Annotated in this window: 11 protein-coding genes; all 11 read right to left on the bottom strand. The window is 47.0% G+C overall.

Features of this window, described 5'->3' with window-relative positions:
• Positions 1 to 204: 204 nt before the first annotated feature.
• Positions 205 to 1587, bottom strand: coding sequence for a glycosyltransferase (locus L0156_06650; protein ID MCI0602677.1), 1383 nt, complete (start codon positions 1585 to 1587; stop codon positions 205 to 207).
• A gap of 15 nt (positions 1588 to 1602) precedes the next feature.
• Positions 1603 to 3600, bottom strand: a complete 1998-nt coding sequence (locus L0156_06645; protein ID MCI0602676.1) for a hypothetical protein — start codon at positions 3598 to 3600, stop codon at positions 1603 to 1605.
• A gap of 66 nt (positions 3601 to 3666) precedes the next feature.
• On the bottom strand, positions 3667 to 5496 hold the full coding sequence (locus L0156_06640) for a GDSL-type esterase/lipase family protein (protein MCI0602675.1): 1830 nt from the start codon (positions 5494 to 5496) through the stop codon (positions 3667 to 3669).
• Positions 5478 to 7286 (bottom strand): carbohydrate binding domain-containing protein, encoded by a 1809-nt coding sequence (locus L0156_06635; protein ID MCI0602674.1) that lies wholly within the window; start codon positions 7284 to 7286, stop codon positions 5478 to 5480. The genes L0156_06640 and L0156_06635 overlap by 19 nt, the downstream gene beginning before the upstream one ends.
• Complete coding sequence (locus L0156_06630; protein ID MCI0602673.1) at positions 7270 to 8817, bottom strand: glycosyltransferase; 1548 nt, start codon at positions 8815 to 8817, stop codon at positions 7270 to 7272. Before L0156_06630 ends, L0156_06635 begins: the two co-directional genes overlap by 17 nt.
• The gene (locus tag L0156_06625) at positions 8817 to 9800 is read right to left on the bottom strand and encodes a class I SAM-dependent methyltransferase (protein MCI0602672.1); all 984 of its coding nucleotides are present in this window, start codon (positions 9798 to 9800) and stop codon (positions 8817 to 8819) included. Before L0156_06625 ends, L0156_06630 begins: the two co-directional genes overlap by 1 nt.
• A gap of 245 nt (positions 9801 to 10045) precedes the next feature.
• A complete protein-coding gene (locus L0156_06620) occupies positions 10046 to 11854 on the bottom strand; it encodes a GDSL-type esterase/lipase family protein (protein ID MCI0602671.1) in 1809 nt (602 codons plus the stop codon).
• A gap of 397 nt (positions 11855 to 12251) precedes the next feature.
• Positions 12252 to 13955, bottom strand: a complete 1704-nt coding sequence (locus tag L0156_06615) for a GDSL-type esterase/lipase family protein (protein MCI0602670.1) — start codon at positions 13953 to 13955, stop codon at positions 12252 to 12254.
• Between the two features lie 532 nt (positions 13956 to 14487).
• The gene (locus L0156_06610) at positions 14488 to 15747 is read right to left on the bottom strand and encodes a glycosyltransferase family 4 protein (GenBank protein MCI0602669.1); all 1260 of its coding nucleotides are present in this window, start codon (positions 15745 to 15747) and stop codon (positions 14488 to 14490) included.
• A 48-nt stretch (positions 15748 to 15795) separates the two neighbouring features.
• Positions 15796 to 18045 carry a polysaccharide biosynthesis tyrosine autokinase gene (locus L0156_06605; GenBank protein ID MCI0602668.1) on the bottom strand — a complete coding sequence of 750 codons (2250 nt, stop codon included), beginning with the start codon at positions 18043 to 18045 and terminating at the stop codon, positions 15796 to 15798.
• Between the two features lie 259 nt (positions 18046 to 18304).
• Positions 18305 to 19510: sulfatase (locus L0156_06600; protein MCI0602667.1), on the bottom strand; the 1206-nt coding region annotated here is incomplete at its 5' end.

The following is a 19510-nucleotide window of genomic DNA, read 5'->3' as shown; positions in this document are numbered from 1 at the left end:
CCAAGCGAACGGAGCTTTCCCCAGATGGGACTGCCGCCAGTATTTAAAATCCGCGCAAAATTGAAAACTCTCATCCAGTCCGCCGAATCGATTGATCACCCACCTATCCGCTGTCAAGTGGCCCTGATTACGCTGAGCTCAGCATAATCAACGAGCGTTGACCAGCGATAAGTGCCAAGTCGCCAAGAAGCGAAAAACTGAATCTCAGAAGTCTGGATTCAGGTGGAATTTGCAGAACCGGTATCTGACAAGGGCTCGCAATCCGCGAAGTGGATCCTTCAGAAGATGTATCTTCTTCCCTTCATCAAAGGATCGGGACCTGTAAGAAACGGGGACTTCAAGAGGAAAATATCTTTTTCTGAGCAGTTTGATTACAATTTCCCAGTCAAGATCAAAACCATCAGATTCCAGTGTCAAGCCGTTCAAACAGTCCTTCCGGAAAACTTTGTACATAGTGAAGGGATCTCTTAACTTGGATCCGTGAAGAATATTAATCAGGCCTGTAAACAGAATGTGTCCGAAATTTACATAGGCTGATAAAGACTTTTTGGAACCGAATTGACGCATTTTCCAGTGTCCTGTGTGCCGTGATCCAAGCACAAACATGCGTTCATACTTCAACAAAGGCTCCAGCAGCTCGTCATAGTCATTGACGTCGTATTCGAGATCGGCATCCTGGATCAGGATAATCTCCCCGGTTGCTTCCTTGATTCCGGCCCGTACAGCATGCCCTTTACCTCGAGGCCTTTCTTCATAAAGTACGCGAATATTCGCGCGATTCTCAAACTTACGCACGTCTTCTTTTGTTCCATCTGTGGAGTTACTTTCTACAATGATGATTTCTTTGTCTGCATTTTTCAGTTCTTTTTGGAGTAACCCTTCCATCATGCGGACGAATGTGGCTTTTTCATTGTAGACAGGAACAATCACCGATATTTTCTCTCTCTCGCGCGGCAACTCCCCCTTCCGGCAAACAGTGGTCATCGTTTGCATCGTGCCTGTCCGGTGATTTTCCGGAAAGGTTAGAACCTTGCTAAATCCCGATTTCAAAAGGAGTGAATGAAGATTTTGCCTGTTAAAAAAAAACAAATGACGAGAAGTATGGGGAAGCTTGTTCGGAGCATCAGTGGTAGGAGTAACGAGAAATAACAGACCCGCAGGTACCAGACTGTTTCTGATCTGCTGAAACAACTCGTTCAGATTCGTGGAATATTCAAGAGCGTTGAAAAGTACAACAACGTCGTATTGTGCGCGGCTCTCATTCAGCGGCTGGAACTCAAACGCCAGAGTCTCCACTCGATCAACGTTAAATCCATTCTGTCCGGCAAGCCCTGCAAATTCATCGACATCATTCCCGACAAGAAGCATCCTGCCTTTCGCCGGACCAATCAAAAGCAATTCCCGTAAATAGACATCGAGCGATTCAAGCTGGTAATTCTGAGTCACGAGTTGAACCACCGGTTTGGCGGTTGCGGAGACAAAAAGAAGGTCACACCGCGGACAATTCAGCAGAATGGAATTAGTGTCAAGCTCGAATTTGAGGTTGCCGCAAACCTGGCAAGAGTTTGCATCGATTGCTAGATCCATAAGCAGTGCGCGCCATTATAACATGAGCAAAAGATCGTCTTCGCGTGATGGGTCTACGTGTCTACGCGTTTCGAACCACATCACAAAAATGGATGTAATTCCCGCCAGCATGCACCAGTATACATAACGGTAGTTGGCAGCAGGCGCAAAAAAAAAGTACGGCACAAAGTAAAAGAAAGAAGAAACGTTGAGTGCAATTGCCGCAGCGCTTTTGCGATAGACAGAGATCGCAAGAAGGACCAGAATCGCGATCAAATAAGTGATGCCGCGGTAAACAAATCTGGCGTGATCATACAACCAGAAGATCACGCCATAGTTCAATTTTCCGAGTGAAGTCTCCTGTTTAAGCGGATGAGGCCGCTGAGGAAGGGAGTTCGGTTCGGGATGACTTACGTGCATGGTGATGTAAGCAACGTCTTTGAGAAAGCTCTTGAACAGAATCCAGCGATGAATCAGGTAGGCTCCCGGTTCGTGAAGAATTGCTGAGACCCAGGCATCTTTCAATTCCGAAATGACTCCCGCATCTCTGGTCATGTAGCGATCCTTTACAAATGTTGTCGGATCGTAACTTTTCGGACTGTATCTCATCATTAGCGAGTCTAAATGATCCTTTTTTAGATAACTCGAAGGAAAATAATTCTTCCCGGTTATTCGATAGATTCCCATCAAGTTATGACTGATGACGGGTTGGATCGGATACGTCCTTCTTGCATTAAGAAGACGGTACGTAAGAAAGTCATTGCTTGCGTGAAACAACATTGCGATGAAAAGAGTTGATAAAACCGCTTTCCTTGTAGAAGTAAAATTTTTCATAATGAGAAAAAGCAAAGGGACTGCTGCGGGTAATGCGTTTAAACGAACGGACGATCCGTAAAAAAGAATCACCAGGATGAACAGCAATTTTGGCCTGGTCAGTTTTCCAACAGAGACCGAAAAATACCATAGGGAAAAAGCGAAAAGCAGGGATAGCGCGGACGATACGTCTTTAATGATGTTAGAAATCATGCAAGAAACGATGGGAAGAAAAATTGTAAACAATGGCAAAAAATAGAGTTTTTTTTCTCTGAGCAGAGCCACGCGGGAAAGAAGGTAAAAAGATCCGATTCCCATCATCAGATGTAGCAGGAACATTCCAGCAGCCCCTGGAATGATCTTGTTTATGAAAGACCACAAAAGGGCCATGATAGGCGGATGCCAATCGTTGAACTGGAACAGGACGCCTTCCATGTACTGTTGATAAGCATCAAAAGACATCACTCCAGGATAATAGGCAGCCATAAACAAAAGCAGAATCGCAATAGAGAGAGCCATCAAATAGATGGCGCCGCGAGGAGTTTTTCTGATCTCAAACTTGATGGGAGATGGCTGTGGGTAGGGCAGTTTGCGGTAAATGGGATGCAAAACTATTCCCAAAAACAAAAGCAACAAGGTGTGTTTCATAAAAGCGGCGAAATAAGAAACAAAAACACGGATTACGGAACGGTCTTGATCCGATAAGTATTGCTCCAGAGGAATCGTTAAAGGTCCCGGCGTTTCTGAATAAAGGTCGAGAGTCGTTGTTTTCCCGTTTACCTCGAGTTTTGCTTCTCCCGAATAGCGTGTGTGACTAAACCGTAGAACCTGGTCTCGTGGAAAATATCCTTCCAGTCTTAATTCAGCAGGTTGATCTCGATTGGAAATAAAGATTCCATCCCATTCTATCCATCCCTTTGATTTCAGAATTTCAAAGTTCTTCTGCCTTAATTCCGCGATCCGGGGAGTTTTGAGCCAAATGACTGTCGCCTTTGCGTGGTTAGAAGTCTTCCGTCCCGTCGCGATCAAGGTAATCTTCGTAAAGTAATGGGTAGACAAATCAGATGTAAGAGTGGTGACAATCCAGGCTGCAACAAGGGACAACAAAGCAATCTTCCATTTTGATTTGATCTGTTCGAGAAACCATGCTTTGAAATTTTGTCGAAGCTCATTCAGGCGGGAAACTTCTGCTGCGTTATTCATCGCGGTGGGAAACGCCATATTTCTCTATCCAGATGAGAAGTAACAGAAGCACGGGAGCCAGTGGAAAAACGTTTCTCAAGTGTCTCACTGTTTTAGCAGACTTTGCTTTTCAAGAAATCTCAGGATTTCTTGCGCTGCAATGCCGTTAGCGACTTCGTTTGGATGATGGTCGATTGTGGGATGGACGTCAAGTTCCACTTTGGAATGTTTTTCAAAAAGAGGTTTTCCCAGATCGAGAACCGGTATGTTCTCTCCTTCCAGACCACCTGTAACGGTGCGCGTGAGATGGTTCCAGATCTTGCCAGGATAAGTTGAGGCTTCGAAATCAGGATCATTTCTATAAATCACTACTCCCAGCCGCGAGCTATGGTTTCGAAGCTCACCATCCAGCCGGAGGATTTCATCAACGCATTTTGAGAAATTCGGAAACGGGCGCTGGTGACGGTATTGCTGAATCTTTGCCCATGTATGAAACAGAAGCTCAAGCTTGCCTGGCGGCCGTTTGACGTAATCCTTTTCGAATTCTTCCCTGTATGAGAGATCATCATTCCAGACCATCATCAACAGAACAACATCCGGCTGATAGTTTGCGCCGAAGAGTTTGTAAAACATCCGCTCCTCATGCGTTCCATAACCACTCACACCGCAATTGATCACTTCATATTTTTTTTCAGAAGCGCCGGCGGATATCAACGTTTCTAATTGTCTTGGCACCGTATCCTGTTCGTGCACACCAACACCCAGTGTAAACGAATCACCCAGAAACAGGATCCGCTTTGTATTTTGCGGCTTCGGTATGGTGTAATCTCGATCCCGGCAGCCCAGAGAGTTAAACCGGTAAGTTACAATGTATTTTTTCGGCGGTAGTTGCGGTTCAATCCTGGTTCCCGCTGGATGAGCGCGGAGCGACACGGACGTAAATTCAGCGGGGGTGGTTGAATCTCCCAGATCGAAATGGATACGAGCATTCTCATCATTCGCTGTTGCTGAAAAAGGAATAGAAAAGGTCTGCCAGGTTTCGGTCAGATCGATCTTTTGATATAAGCCAAGCCCATCCCAGGGATCGTGCGACATCGCGAAACCAATGAACACACCGCGAGGTTGATCCGCGCGTGCTCGAAATCCGATTTTGTAAGCTTGTTTTTTGACCACTTTCAATTTGGATAAATTCAGCTGGACGTCGTAAGCATTTTTTGTCTGAACCTTTTTTGTTTCGACTCGAACCAGTTCCGGACTTTCCTGCGGGAATATCAAGGTCCCTTCATTTCCGCCATCCAGACGCAACCACCATCTCAATGCTCTATCATCCTGTTCTTTGAAATAACGCCGGGGGTTTTCAGCATAAAGAGTGCTCAGGACAGAACCGGGACTGTAGACTGCGCCGAGACCCGGATAGGGCTGCATGGTACCGATCCATTGCGGACCGGTCGCTTCCTTCTGAAATGGTGATTCTATAAAAATCGGCAATGCCGTTTCCAAAAGGAAGATGCCGCCGGCAAATGAAAGACACAGGAGAATGGCCCTGGGCTGAGGAACAACCCCGGTTAACGCCAGGAAAGCGGAAAACAACATCGCACAGTGAAGTACTGACAAGGCTACGACCAGCAGTCTTGGATCCGGCGGAAGCAAGGAGCCGAATATCGCCACGGCAAAGAAAATAGCTTGAAGGAAATACATACCAAACGCATTTCCGATAGAGCCAACCTGTTTTCTTATTAACAAGAATCGGATGGCAAGAACTAGATTCGCTATGGATATGACGCCGGCGGCGATCCCGAACCAGTTTTGCTTCAGTAACAAAAACAGGAAAGCCTGGAGAATTGAAATGAGGATAATTGTCGTTACCAGTAACAACGACGAAACTCTAGATTTTGTAAGATCTGCGTCTTGCGGGCTCAGTGTGACTGGATCCATGGAGTGACAAACTTCCTACTCTGCAAAAAAGTAAAAATCTCGCGTGCCGCAATACTGTGAGCAATTTCATTCGGATGCCGTCCGACTTTGGGATGCGCGAGTAGCTCCTTATCTGCGTTCTTCCGGTGCAGCGCATCCTGAAGATCCAAAACCGGGATGTCCGTTGCCTTTAAACCGCTTGTTACCGTACGCGTGAGATCATTCCAGATTCTGCCCTCCTGCGATGAACCATCTTTATCTCCGTTTATCCGGAAAAGAACCACAACCGGACGTGCCCCGCGCTTTCGAATTTCAGCATCGAGTTGAAATATTTCTGGTACTGACCTTGAGAAACTCGGAAGGATGCGACGATTCTCAGAGTCAAACAATCGAGTCCAGCTCATGAAAAGAGTCCTTCTCAATGGAAATACTTTCATGTCCGCGACCTGATCTTCTGCGGTCATCACCAGTATCACGATGTCTGGTTCGTACTTTGCTCCATAAAATTCGAAAAATGTTCGCTCTTGCTGAGTCGTATAACCATTAATCCCGCAGTTAATGACCTCATAGGTCTTCGGAGGCTGTGAACCGGGAACGCCTTCGTTCAATAGCTGTTCCAATTTGTACGCAAGCGTATCTTCCTCATGCACACCAACCCCCAGTGCGTAAGCATTGCCCAGAATCAGAATGCGTGTTGTGCCGGAAGGTTTAGGGATTGCATAATCCCTGCCTCTGCATCCTGTCGAATTGAACCTGTAGCTGACAAAAGACTTTCGTAACCCCTTGCCGGGATCAACAATTTTTTTCTTACGCAGGTTCACCAGATGCACATTCGATAGCTCAACTGAAGCAGCGCTTTCACCAATATCAAACAAGATACGAGCATTCCGGTCATCGGCTGTCGCTGAAAAAGGCTCCTTAAAAATTTGCCAGTCCCGGGTCAGTTGAATTCTCTTGTATAATCCCAACCCGTCCCAGGGCTCATGGGATCTGGCAAATCCTACAATAATGCTCCGCGGATCATCTGCTCGCGCTCGAAATTCAACGCGGTAACGCCGTTTCTTTTTGACTTTGAAATTCGGCACATTCAGTTGGATATTCAAGGGATTCCTGTCCGGAGCTTTCCGGATATCAATTCGTGCTGCCACCTGCGCGTCTTGAGAAAAAATCAGACTCGCTTCATTTCCGGATACCGTATGAAGCCACCATTTTTCTGCGCCGGAAATCACTTCTTTGAAGTAAGCCCGTGGGTTGTCCGGATAGTAAGACTTTAGTTCCGAATGTGGACGATAAACCGATCCAAGACCGGGCTGAAAATCGGGCGCTGCGCTCCACGATGGCGCAATGGGCTTGCTTTTCGCCCGTTTTGGTAAAAACTTTGCTCCTGCTTCCATCAGCAAAACGCCGAAAAAGAAGAGGAACGGCAACAGAATCCATTTGGGGTTATCCACAATCCTGCGAGCCCCTATCAACGCTGACAACACGATCGAAACGTGAAACAGAAGAAGGACAACCGTTAATAATCTGGGTGCCACCAGAGGTTCGTTATCGATCAGCTTCAACGCGAAGAAGCCAAGCTGCCCGCAGTATGTTACGAGCACTTTCCACAGATCTTCGGTCTGGTGCTGTCTCATGTACTGGATCGCATAAAACAGACTGATCAGAGCGAGACAGATGGCCGCTATGTTGTAAATTCTCGAATATCCATCCAGAACAAAGAAGGTGACCTGCATCAAAGAAACGAAAAGCGCGGCGGCGGCTACGGCATTGCAAAGGGTTCGAACTTTGTTTTCCTTAATTGTTTCCAGCACCCTTGTCTTCCTGCCTTTTCCCGGACATGGGATTTTTCATCATCCGTAACTTTAAACCGACGCGAACCAGGAGATTCATTCTTAATTGCTTGTATCGCGATTTCCAAAGACGGACGAAACCCCACGCTTTGTCCCGTTCGTTTTGCAAAACCTCAATTTCTTTTTGCAGCGATTCTCTGCGCTCTTCCAGTGCCGCAACCTTTGCATCCAACTCTGCAACCATCAGATTCTTTCCCCGCATGTCTTCCTCAAGTTGCCTATTCTGTCTTTCTTGAGACGCGATGTCTTCTTGCAGTTGCGCGTTCTGCTTTTCTTTAGACCTGATGTCTTGCTGAAGCCGCTGCATCGATGCGTCCCTCTCCAAAATGATCCGCTCAAACTCTCTCCTTGAATCCCCTAACTGCTCTTCCTTCTCATTCAGCCGCTGAATGTTCCGCTCATACTCCTCAATAAAGTTTTTCCAGTTTGGTGAATTCTTGAGAATCATCCGTCTTAGGGCGGTCCCCGCTGCGTGAGCAAAATCCGGCGCCAATGATTTTTGTTCCAGCAAAACAAGGAACTGATCTATATTGCGAAGTATCCGGAAAAACAACTCTTCCGACACGTAGGGCGACTGGCATAAAGGTAAAGGGGCAGATTCAAAAATGCATTGTGCGACAGATTCCGGATAGAGCTCAGGAAATGGCGTGTCATTAACCATCTTCATCAAGGGTCGCGCATCTTTGCCCGTTCCCAGAAGAAGCCCTGCACACCAGGACAACAAGTAATATTGCTGGGTAAGAAGCTGATCGGCAGGTAATCCGTCTGCATGATCAGGATGTGGATTGGGCACACGGGGATCAGGAGCATGTCCTTGTTTTAAAACTCTGAGGCCATCCTTCAGCATTTGGTGAGCATCGAGCGATGCCGCGTTGGATCTCATCCGGTAGTATGCGAGCACCTCCCGCACAGATCCAAATCGCGCACCCGTGCGCGCAATTCGCTGCCACAAGTCCCAATCAGGTGACTTCACCAATGAAGTATCGAACATACCCACGGACTCAACCACCGACTTTCGGACAATACAGGCATTTACCGGAAAAGCAGCCCGCCGGGCAAGCGTTGTAAAAAGATCACCCGCGGGCGGAAGATAGCTCTCCACGACCATAGTTCCATCTGCTGCAACGCGCGCTGACCCGCAGTGAACAGCGGAAAGCTCTGGATCCAGAACAACTTCCTTCAACATGGTTTCCAGATGGAGGGGCGAGATCCAATCATCCGCATCCAAAAATAGCAGCCAGTCGTAGCGGACGTGTGATAGACCAGCGTTTCGCGCACCAGCCTCTCCAGTCTGTGTTTGCTGGAGTAGCCGGATTCGTGAATCCCGCTCCACAAAAGTTTTTACTATGTCCGCTGTCGCATCTACAGACCCATCATCCACAACAATCGCCTCCCAGTTCGGATGTGTCTGCGCGATCACCGATTCCAGCGTTTGCGTGATCGTTTCGCGCGCATTGTATGCCGGGATGACAATCGATACACCGGGCAGCATTATGTTTGTCTTTTGGCCCATAGACGATAGATGCTGTTCATTTTTCTTGTGAACTTCTTTATCAATTTTCTATTGAGTGGAGCAAGCGGATAATCGTTAACATAATCGCCTTGCGGACTAAGGTCTATAGTCTGTCCCTGTAAAATTTTTCCTACGATTTTCAAGTCTCCTCTTCTGGGCAATCCGGCTGCAACATATTTTTCGAATTCCACTTTCGCCTGCGCCATATTTCCCAAATGAAGAAAAAGCATAACCTTTGCTGCGGCGATGTTCGCCTGAGTTTGTTTGTTGGATGAAAGAGAAAGAGAATATTCGAAAGCTTGATCAATCTGTTTTCTTGAAAAATCTGTCAGGTTCTCTGGGATTTCCAACAACTCGAGTGGTATTTCCTTTACACATTGAAAAACAACACTGCAGGAATTCGGAACAACAAATTCCAGTTTGAAATAGTCCTGCAGACGATACTGAATGAGATGAATCCAGGATGTGTAGTAATGCGCAAAGTCTTGTTGGATTAGGAAACTTCCTGCGACGAGATGAGTAAAGAATCCTTTCAGAATAGCCTTTGAAATATCAAATGCCTTCATTGCATCGATCAACAGCAGCTCAATTGCGCCGCCGGTCCACGTTGTATGCCGAAGGTCATCCTGATGAATTCGAATATAATCCGACCATGGCTTAATTCTCTGCTGGAATTCTTCAACAAATATTTCTCCCGGCTCGAATCTACCCTGCAGCCTGGTTCCTTTGACACATTCCTCCATCCATTCTTCCCAGACAAAGTAATCAAAAGCATGAATTCGAACGGTTTTGTTTTTGCAGTTGCGATTTTTGGCGACTCCTTTTGCGAGAGGAATCGTCGTTGATCCAAGCCAACAACCGAGATCGACAATTTCCCCTGCACCCGAGTAAATCAGCGAAGCATATTCTTCAAAGTACTTTTGTTCGTACAGGGAAGTCATCCCGAAAATTAATCGCTTCATTCGTTTCCATTGTACTGTAGGGGCGCAGCAGGTTTGTAGTGGCAGAGCATTTTCCGTGCGGCGTGTATAAATTTGTCAGATAGCTAAGCTTTGCCTTCGCTTGAAATAATTCGACGCGAAAATGCTCTGCGAAAAGCACGGAACATGCAGAGCATTTGCCGCGCCGGAACCTGGTACGTGCTAGCCGCAAGCATTCTTGCCTACTCAGAGCTGTTCACTACAACGGCAAATGCTCTGCCACTACGTTAATGAATCAAGCGTGACGCGGCGTCATTTGCTATCCACTCAGCAAGTTTGCGTCCCGCTCTGGGGGTGAAATGATCATCGTCGATATATTTGCGTTGCCGATCGTTGTTGATAACGTCCTCAAAACGAGCGCTCAGATTCAGCCAGGAGGCGCCGGTTTCTTCCGCAACGCGGCGGTTTACCCGCTCAATTTCCGCGTTAGGAAAAGGATAGCCGACCAGAATAGGGTGAATTTGATACTCCTGACATCGCAGGACGATGCTCCGCAATTGCGTCTCCAGCTCGAACAATGTTTGAATCAATTTCTTATCCAAAGCCTGGTGATAGACAATCTCAAGTTTATGTTTCATCGCGGCCGGACAGGAAATACTGCGTAAGGATTTTTGTAAGTTTGTGTTGAGATAATACGGACCATTCCTGCGAAGCGCTGCGCTAAACAGGTCTTCACTTTCATCTAATAAAAATGCCTGCAATAAGTTTTCGAAAGCCTGATCGGGATTTGTCCTGGCTAGAATGTCTGCACGCGTTCTTAAAATTATGGCTCTCCACTCGGGAGGGTCAGTCCGAGATAACGCCAGAGCACGATCGATGGCACGTGCCGCATAATCCGGTCGACTCGAAAGAAAACATGCGGTCGCCAGGCTTTTCCAGAACCAGGCGTCTCCAGGGTATTGTTTCAGGACTTCGACAGCGATCTTCGATGTGTCATTGGGCGAGTTCTCAAGCGGAAAAGCGTAAAGCAAGGCGCGCGCATTTTTGTAAATGGGTTCCCTTTTGTAGTTATCCCGTAGCCACGAGATTTCGGCTCTTGCTTCCTTATGCATTCCCATTTCAAAGTAGGTCTCGGCAAGACCAGCCCGGGCGACTGCATTTTCCGGATTCGTTTTGAGATAGTTTTGGAATTCCTGGCCAGCAGAAATAAAGAGCCCGTCCTTAGCCAGATTCCATGCCGACTTCTGTTGATCAACCGAGGCTGCAAAATCCTGCGAATGCTGCCGTGTCTTCATGACGGCAGAAGGGGTGGCCACCAGTGCATTGAGCCGTGAGTCTGAAATCGCCAGATATTCAGGCCGGTATCCGGCTATGGGAGATTTTTCCAGAAGAAACGATGGGGGAATTGCAAGAACATCCAGAAAATCCGGCAACGAAAAACCATCCTTGATCTTTTGATGGAGAAACTCGACATGAAGCGGAGTGCGAGTTGAGTCGATTGATACAGGCCGGGGGAGCAACACAAATTTGTCCGTGTCTTCGACCGCAATATCGTTGATTCCAATCATGAGGTAAATCAGATCCGGTCGTTGCTGTGACAGCAAGTCGTGGGTCCCTCGAAGAACATCGCCAGCGGTTAAGTATGCAGAACTGAAGTTTAAGACCTGCCAACTGTCTTTCTTTTTCGCAGCAAGAAATTCTGAGAGAAACCTCACATAAGGTGGCATTTGAATGGAACTGAATTTGCCGGAAGTAAAGGAATCCCCAACACACAGGATCACAAATTGATCCATTCGGGAGGGGGCTTCCTTCAACTTGATCAACGGCCAGACCAGTAGAGAAGTGAATTGAAGGAATATTTCCAACAGGGGCAGAAAAAGAAGCGCGAGTACAACACCTTTCCTCCAATGCGGCAAAATTTTAGTCGAGAATTGAAACGATAGACTTTTGGTGGTTTCTTTCACGCGCGCAGCATCTTTGTTTAACTCGGCAAGCGCAATTTGAATTCGCGTCGCTTCTTGACGTTCTGATGCGGTCTGTCCTTTCGGCTGAGGCCGCAGCAACAGATGACGGAACACAATCCAGTTTTTTTTCAAGGATTCCCTGATGCCCGGCGAGGGCGCACGAGTGGTTATTAAGGTTTGCGAGAGGATGCCCGGGGCTTTTGATTTCTCCAGCGCCGGTGGCTTTTTTCTTCGAAGTGCGTAAAGCAGGAAATTATGTGATTTTTGTTTGGAGGCACGCGGTTTTGACTGTCTCACTGTTTCCCGAATTTCTTTCAGTAAGTGCCGGGTCCGGGAGTGAGATTTAGGCTTAGAACGCCGGATCGAAAACGCAACAAACCGCACAAAGTTGCGAACCGATCGAAGAGCTGATGGACCGGGTGTCTTCCTCCAATGTTGGAGATGAACTTTTATGGATCTGATCTTGGATTTGATCGGCGGCGGCGATAAAAGGTGGCGGAAAAATTCTTGAAAGCGCCTCATTTAGGATTTAAGGCTCCAGCCGTGAAACAGCGTCATTTGCTACCCACTCAGCAAGTTTAAGTCCGGCTTTAACTGAGTAACGGCCTTCATCCACGTACTTGCGTTCACGATCGTTTCTCAGAATGTTCTCAAAACGGGTATTGAGATTTAACCAGGAAGCTCCTGTTTCTTCAGCAACCCGCCGGTTTAGCAGTTCAATCTCCGCATTGGGTATTGGATACCCCACCAGCACGGGGTGAACACGGTACTCCTGGCATCGCAACACGATCGTGCGTAGACGCGTCTCCAGCGAAAACAAAGTTTGGACGAGTCGTTTGTCTAATGCCTGATGAAAGAGAGACTGCAGATCGTTTTTGGTCTCCGTTGGACACGAAATACCGCGCAATGAATCTTCAATATTTAAGCTGAGATAGTACGGGCCATTCTTTCGAAGAGCCGCAATATACAGATCTTCATTCCTATCCAGTAAGAATGCTTGCAACAGGTTGCTGAGAGCCGCACGCGGATTTGTTCGTGCGACTATATCGGCTTGTGTTCGCAACAATGCAGCTTTCCATTCCGGCAACTCAGAAGGGGTTAAATCAAGTGCGCGACCGATGGCTCTTGCCGCGTAATCCGGTCGACTGGAAAGAAAGCAAGCATCCGCGAGGTTTTTCCAAAACCACGGATCTTTTGGATATTTTTTGAGGACTTCGATCACGATTTTAGAAGTGTCATTGGGCGAATTTTCAAAAGGAAAAGCGTGCAACAACGCCCTCGCATTTTTGTAGTTCGGATGTCCATTATAGCGGTCCAACAACCATGAAATCTGGGTTGTTGCTTCAGAATGCATGCCCATCTCATAGTAGGTTTCAGCGAGACCGGCTCGGGAAACAGGGTCTTCAGCATCCAGGGTTAGAAAGCGTTGAAATTGTTGCTCTGCCGGATGCAACAATCCCTTCTTCAGAAGCTCCCATGCTGACCTTTGTTTCTCGATAGAGCTTGCATATTCTTCAGACTCCTCCTTTACTCCGACTTCAGAGGAAGAGGCTGCAATCAATGCTTCAAGTTTGGAATCTGTTACTGCCAGGTATTCGGGCCGGTATCCGGCCACCGGAGGTTTCTCCAAAAGGAACCAGGGTGGCACCATCACCACGTCAAGGAGGGTAGGAATCGAAACACGATCTTTCATTCTTGCAAATAGAATTTCCGTATGGAATGCAGGACGGGTAGTGGACGGAGAAGAAGGCTGGAAAACGAATTTATCCTCCAATACCGCAATATCGTTTACTCCAATCATGAGGTACATCAGGTCCGGGCGGTATTTTTGTATGAGATTTAGCGTTCTACTAAGGACATCTTCGGATGTTAAGTATTCAGAACTGACGTTCACAATTTTCCAGTTGTTCTTGTTTTTTGTTGCCAGAACCCGCTCAACAAACCGCGTATATGAAGGCAATTGAATGGAAGTGAATTTGCCGGACGTAAAGGAATCACCAACACACATCACCACAAACTCTTTCGCGGGAAGTGGAGCTTGTTTCAGCTTGATTAGTGGCCATGCCAGCAGAGATGTGAATTGCAAAAATATTTCAAGGACCGGTAGAAAAAGAAACATGGCAACAAGGGCTTTCTTCCAGTGCGGAAGGACCTTTGTTACAAATCCGGACAACAACAGATCAGCACTCTCTTTGATGCGGGCGCTATCTTTGCGCAGTTGCACGAGTGCCATTTCTCGATTTGAGGGGTTGCGAGCTTCTTCCGAAACTGTTGGAACCTTCCGCCTAAACGTCTCCCGGAGAACGATGCGCCACATCCGAAATGATTCTCTGAAAGACCAAGAAGTCATGCGCGGCGGGGCTTTCAAAGCATGCATGAGGATATGGGACTGTTTCGGTTTCTCCAGGTTTAGCGGCTTTTTTCTTCTCAAGGAATAAAGAAAAAGGTTTGGAGTCTTGTATTCGGAGTCGACCCGTGGCTTGGGCTTTCTCCAATTCAAGAGGAACATTTTCAGGAAACCTGGTCTCCTTACCACAATTGATTTTGATTTGGGTTTCATCCACCTCGAAATGAAAAGTAAAATGCTGTGAATAGACCGGCTAGGGGAAGGACCAGGCGTAATCTTCCAGTGCTGATAGAGAGCCTTGAAACTCCTGAATTTTGACTTTACATCGGGAGGCTTGAGGATGTGGCGTAACAGATCACGAAAGTGGCTCATTCACGGTGACATTGATTATAGCAAATCGAACAGTCGACCATACAGCTTAAGTTCTATTTTTGGGTGAGTTGATCTCAAATACGGTACCGATCCGTTTTAACAGTGTTTTTCCGTAACGTCCCACAAGCCGCACTGTTTTCGGCAACTGATCTTTCCAGGTTACTCTCAAACTTTTTGGATATGTGATAGGTCCTTTGGGTCGCACATAAGTTCCATTCGCAGCTTTTTGGGTCAAGCGTTCAAACAACCTCAAGTATTTATCGCCCATTTGTTTCAATTCATAATGATCCCGGATCGTGTTATACGCATGGAAAGACAATGTTTGTCTGAGCGATCTGTCCCGGGCAAGCCGTACTATTCGTTGCGCAAATAGATTCGAGTCGGCCGCAGAGACGATGAATCCATTGTGGCCATCTCGAATAATTTCCGGTATCCCACTCCGGATCTCCGATACAACCGGAACGCAACCCTGCCCCATGGCTTCTAAAATGCTTACCGGCATTCCTTCAAAGTCCGATACCAGAACGACGACATCCTGAGTTGAAAAATGACGCAGAAGATCCTGATTCGTCACTTTTCCCGCAAATCGAATCAGTCCTTTCGCAGACAAGTTTTCACACCGCTTCATCAATTCGCCCCGCTCAGGTCCGTCGCCAATAATTGTTATTTCTATGTTGCTTTCCTGCTCAACTATTCTTTCAAAGATTTCAGGCAAGAGGAGCACCTGTTTCTGGCGCTGCACCAGTCTACCTGCATACACAATTCGCAAGGGAGCATTGTCAGAATCGCGACGCTCCGGAAAAGAGCCGGATATTGGAACGCCATAAGGAATCGTGACAAGTCGATCTGAGACCGTAGGATCGAGTGCTTTCAGTCGTTCGGCGATCTCTTTGCTAACGCTTACAACTCCGTTCCAGTATTTACCCATTCGGAGGAAGTGCTCGTAATGCACGGGATCATCGCTATGAACGATGCCGGCAATGATCACATTCTTCGAAAGTTTTGGCGCAACGCAGGAGTAGTTGAAGTCATAGTTCGGAATATAAATGCAGGGAGCTTCTGCTTCCAGAAAGCGGATCATCTCCTGCCAGCGTGCAGGCCAGGGGTCACTTTTTCGAATCGGTAATTTATGGATGGGGAGATTCTGCGGCAAGGGGAGCGCATACGGCTGCTCCCGAAAGTGATTCGTCACCAGGATAGATGTGGCAACATTTCTGCGAGTGAGTTCCTCCAGCAAATTCAATGAGAATATGTCTACTCCGCCAAGGACACCGTGTTCGAACCCCAAAATCACTCGATGATTCATGCTTCATGACTATACGCAGGATTCAAGATTGCGGACTTGAAGACTTCGTCAAGAAGACTTTGGGGGGGGCGCCTCACCCGCAGCCTCGGCATAGTAGGAATACTCTGTGTAATATCGGTAGTAATAATAGGGATCGGTCAAGTCAATGGCGTTTAAAACGGTACCGACAATGGTGCTGTTAGACTTGGACAATTTCTTCTTGGCCATTTTGACCACATCACGAGGGGTTGCGCCTCCACGAACGACCATCAGGACCGTGTCTACTCTTGATGCGATAATCACGGAGTCGGTAACCGGCAGGACAGGAGGTGAATCAACAATGACAAAGTCGAAAGTTTTTTGTAATTCGGTCATCAGTTCTTCGAATCGAGTTGAAGAAAGCAGTTCTGCCGGCCTTGGTGTTTTTGGACCGCTGGAGATCAAGGATAATCTTTCGGAAGGACCGGGACGCATGACCGATGCGGCGCTGACATCGCTGGTCAAATAGATGCTTAAACCGGTTGAATTTTTCAGGTCCCAAACCTTATGAAGGCGCGGATTTCGCATATCGGCGTCAACGATCACAACTCTTTTTTCCAGTTGTGTTAACGTTAAAGCAAGATTGCAAGCGATAAAGGTCTTCCCTTCTCCTGCTCTGCTGCTGGTAATCAGCACTGTACGGGGCGGTCTACCAGGAAAGGAAAGTAGAAGAGATGTACGAAGTGTCTTCAAGGCTTCTGACGCAGATGAATTCAGATCATTCATGCTAAGACGATAGGGAATATACTTATCGATACTTGTTTCGGTTGCCGTTTCTTTCTTAGCCAATGCCTTCGATGAATTGTTGTTTCCATTGTGGTGCGAGGGCAAGTAGTGTGGCACAAGACCCAGGAAAGGCAGTTGAAGATGAGTCTCAACATCCTCAGGAGTTTTCAAACTTCTATCAAAGTATTCCAATAAGAGAGCAAGAGCCAAACTTCCCAGAACCCCTGCCAGAATCGACAAGAGGATATTCTTCTTGATGTTTGGCGTAAAGATTTCTTTTGGAAGCTCTGCTAACTCGATAATTCTTGAAGTAGGGGTCGATTTCTCCTGCACATCTGCCTGAACATCCGCTTGATTCTGTTTTTGCAGCAATAACGTAAGAAGCTGTTTCTTGTTTTCTATTTCCATAGTCATCCGGTCATAAGGCCTTTCCTTTTGGCCGGCTTCAACGGAGTTACGCTTGGCCCCCTCCAGTTGTCCTTGAAGAGCTTGTTCCTTTGCCAATGCTGTTTGATACTGGGCTTGAGCAACTCCCAGTACTTCCCTGTAAGCTTGTTCGACAGCAGGCTCCAATGATTTTTGAACCACTTCCAACTGGTTTCGCAACCGGATCATTTCCGGATAATTTTCCTTGTAAATTCTGGCTTTTTCAGCGTATTCGGTCTGGAGCTTCACATATTCTTCCCGTTTGCGGGAGACTGAGTGATGCTGATTCACTTCCGGGATCGATTCCCGTCTCGCCGATTTCATAGCAAAATAGCGAACCTGCGCAGAAATACGCTCCTGCTTGGCGGCTGCCAGCGAGTTATTCACACCTGTCAGTTCTTCACTGGATAAGGACTTCGAATTATCTACCTTAAAAATTTTCTGTTCCAGGCTGTAATCATGAAGCTCCTTTTCTTTCTCTACAATACTTTGCTGTAGTGACTTGACCTGTTCCAGCAGCAGTTCTTCGGCCCTTCTCGTATATTGCTGCATCGAGTCCAGGCGACGTTCCACATATTCCTGGGCCCAACCATTTGCGAGAATCATCGAGAGTTTGGGGTCTGGACTGAGTATGACGATTTCGCATAGATTTGTTTCGGGCACGGGAGTGACTTTAAGCATCTTCAACAGTTTCGAAGCTATTTCACTCAGTTCTTCTTCCCGGCTGTTCGGCTTCTTAATCCAATCAGCTTTAATATCTTTTCTTGTAAGATTGAGACGCTTGGCTACGCCTTTTGCCATATCACGTCCTTGAAGTAGCCTGTACTCTGTATTAATAAAGGAATCTTTTTTGTACATCACGGACTGGGCGGCAGAATCCGGCAGCATGATATACATAGGCGGGGGGGAGATATCCACAATACTTCTGGCCCGGTACTGGGGAGTTTGAAAGAAGCTGTAGACGGTCGTACCGACCACGACGAATATCGTGATCGTCAATATCATCCACCGCCGGTTCAACAGCGCCAGCAAATAATAGCGAAAGTCCACATCACGCTGTTCAGATTCCAGAGGAGGCTGAAACCCAAATTGTTTTTGGTCGTTTAAAAATGCTTTCTTATCGTCCATATGATCTAATGCCCAACAATCGTGCCCCGCATCCTCCCTCAGGTGGTGTCACGACGAGCGACAGACGGATTTTGTTAGCCGAGTCGTTAAATGAGACGACACCCGTACATTTTGCCCATCGACCGTGTCAGCTAGTTTATTCCTCAGAGGACACCGAGTCAAATTCGAACCTTACGCCATAGAAATCACCTTCACGGATGAATGGCCTGCGTCTGATCCGGCGTATACTATATGAATCATTCTAATTAGTACAATCTAATTATTGTACATAGCCAAGAGATCGAAGCATTTCAAGATCGGCCGGAGTCAGCTCTATTTGCACAGGTCCCTGAATATGGTACCGGGATTGCAGCCCGAGGGCTCCTCTCTGTTTCTCCCTCAAAAAGCTTCGCATTTCCTCCAGTTTTTCCGGATCATGACCTGCAAAGGAAACTTGCTCTGATGGATCGGATCTTAAGTCATAAAGTTCTTCCCGATTTGTAACGTGATTCCGTATGTACTTCATGCCATTGAATTGAAGCGAGAATTTCTTATCAAAATATAATTGTCCGGTGCTGATAACAGGCTCCTCTTTGAAAAGAGGATCATCAAAATTCCAGAGGGAGACAAGAGAACTCGAGGAGAAAGCATGTGGACCGGATCGAATACCGCAAAGATCCAGGAGAGTAGGTAAGATGGCTGATGTCGGAACGAGTGGTTCCATTCTGCCTTTGTGTGAGAATTCAGGTAATTTAATGATCAAAGGAACCCGGAGTAGTTCGTTATAAACAGTGTGAGCATGCTCAAAGCCGCCATGCTCCCAGAATTCTTCCCCGTGATCACTGGTTAGTATGATCAAAGAACGATCATAGATTTGCTTTTTTTTCAATTCATTCATGAGCCTACCAATCTGATCATCCACATATTGAACTTCGCTAAGATACAGCTCCTTAATCCATTCTCTTTCGCTGGTGGTGGGAACAAAGAGGCCGGCGCGAAGGGTGTGGATGACCGAGTGCTGGTACTTTTTGCCGATGCGTGGCGATGGCTTTCTTTCAGGAAGAAATGATCCGGGAGGAGTGTAAGGCATGTGGGGATCGAAATAGTGGAGCCACATAAAGAAATCCCTTTTTCTATTAGTATTGATCCAACGTATCGCCTTTGTGGTCAGAGCGGCCGTGGAATGATCTACCTTTCGCCATCGGGGGAAGGTTCTCCGGATAACAAATTCTCCCACGCCAATAGGTCTTGGTTGGGGAAAAAACCTATAGAACTGAAATCCACGATAAAACCTGTCGACCAGGTGTGGATTGTGGCCGATTCCAGCCGTCTTGTAACCGTCTTTTCGCATGTATTCCGCCAAAACAGGCAGTCCTTTGGGGAATGCGGAACGTACTTCCGTTGCAAGATGAACCAGAGGGGATACACCGGTCATAATGGAACTGATAGCAGGAAGAGTCCATGGCCCTTCAGAAACGGCATTCTG

This window comes from bacterium (genome assembly GCA_022616075.1).
In the GTDB taxonomy this organism is placed as follows: domain Bacteria; phylum Acidobacteriota; class HRBIN11; order JAKEFK01; family JAKEFK01; genus JAKEFK01.
The sequence above is the reverse complement of the archived record's forward strand: the minus strand, read 5'-3'. Positions and strand labels throughout refer to the sequence as shown.

Excerpts from the sequence above, each read along its gene's own strand:
- L0156_06650 (MCI0602677.1), bottom strand. The coding sequence starts at position 1,587 with ATGGATCTAGCAATCGATGCAAACTCTTGCCAGGTTTGCGGCAACCTC.
- L0156_06645 (MCI0602676.1), bottom strand. The coding sequence starts at position 3,600 with ATGGCGTTTCCCACCGCGATGAATAACGCAGCAGAAGTTTCCCGCCTG.
- L0156_06640 (MCI0602675.1), bottom strand. The coding sequence starts at position 5,496 with ATGGATCCAGTCACACTGAGCCCGCAAGACGCAGATCTTACAAAATCT.
- L0156_06630 (MCI0602673.1), bottom strand. The coding sequence starts at position 8,817 with ATGCTGCCCGGTGTATCGATTGTCATCCCGGCATACAATGCGCGCGAA.
- L0156_06625 (MCI0602672.1), bottom strand. The coding sequence starts at position 9,800 with ATGAAGCGATTAATTTTCGGGATGACTTCCCTGTACGAACAAAAGTAC.
- L0156_06615 (MCI0602670.1), bottom strand. The coding sequence starts at position 13,955 with ATGGCACTCGTGCAACTGCGCAAAGATAGCGCCCGCATCAAAGAGAGT.
- L0156_06610 (MCI0602669.1), bottom strand. The coding sequence starts at position 15,747 with ATGAATCATCGAGTGATTTTGGGGTTCGAACACGGTGTCCTTGGCGGA.
- L0156_06605 (MCI0602668.1), bottom strand. The coding sequence starts at position 18,045 with ATGGACGATAAGAAAGCATTTTTAAACGACCAAAAACAATTTGGGTTT.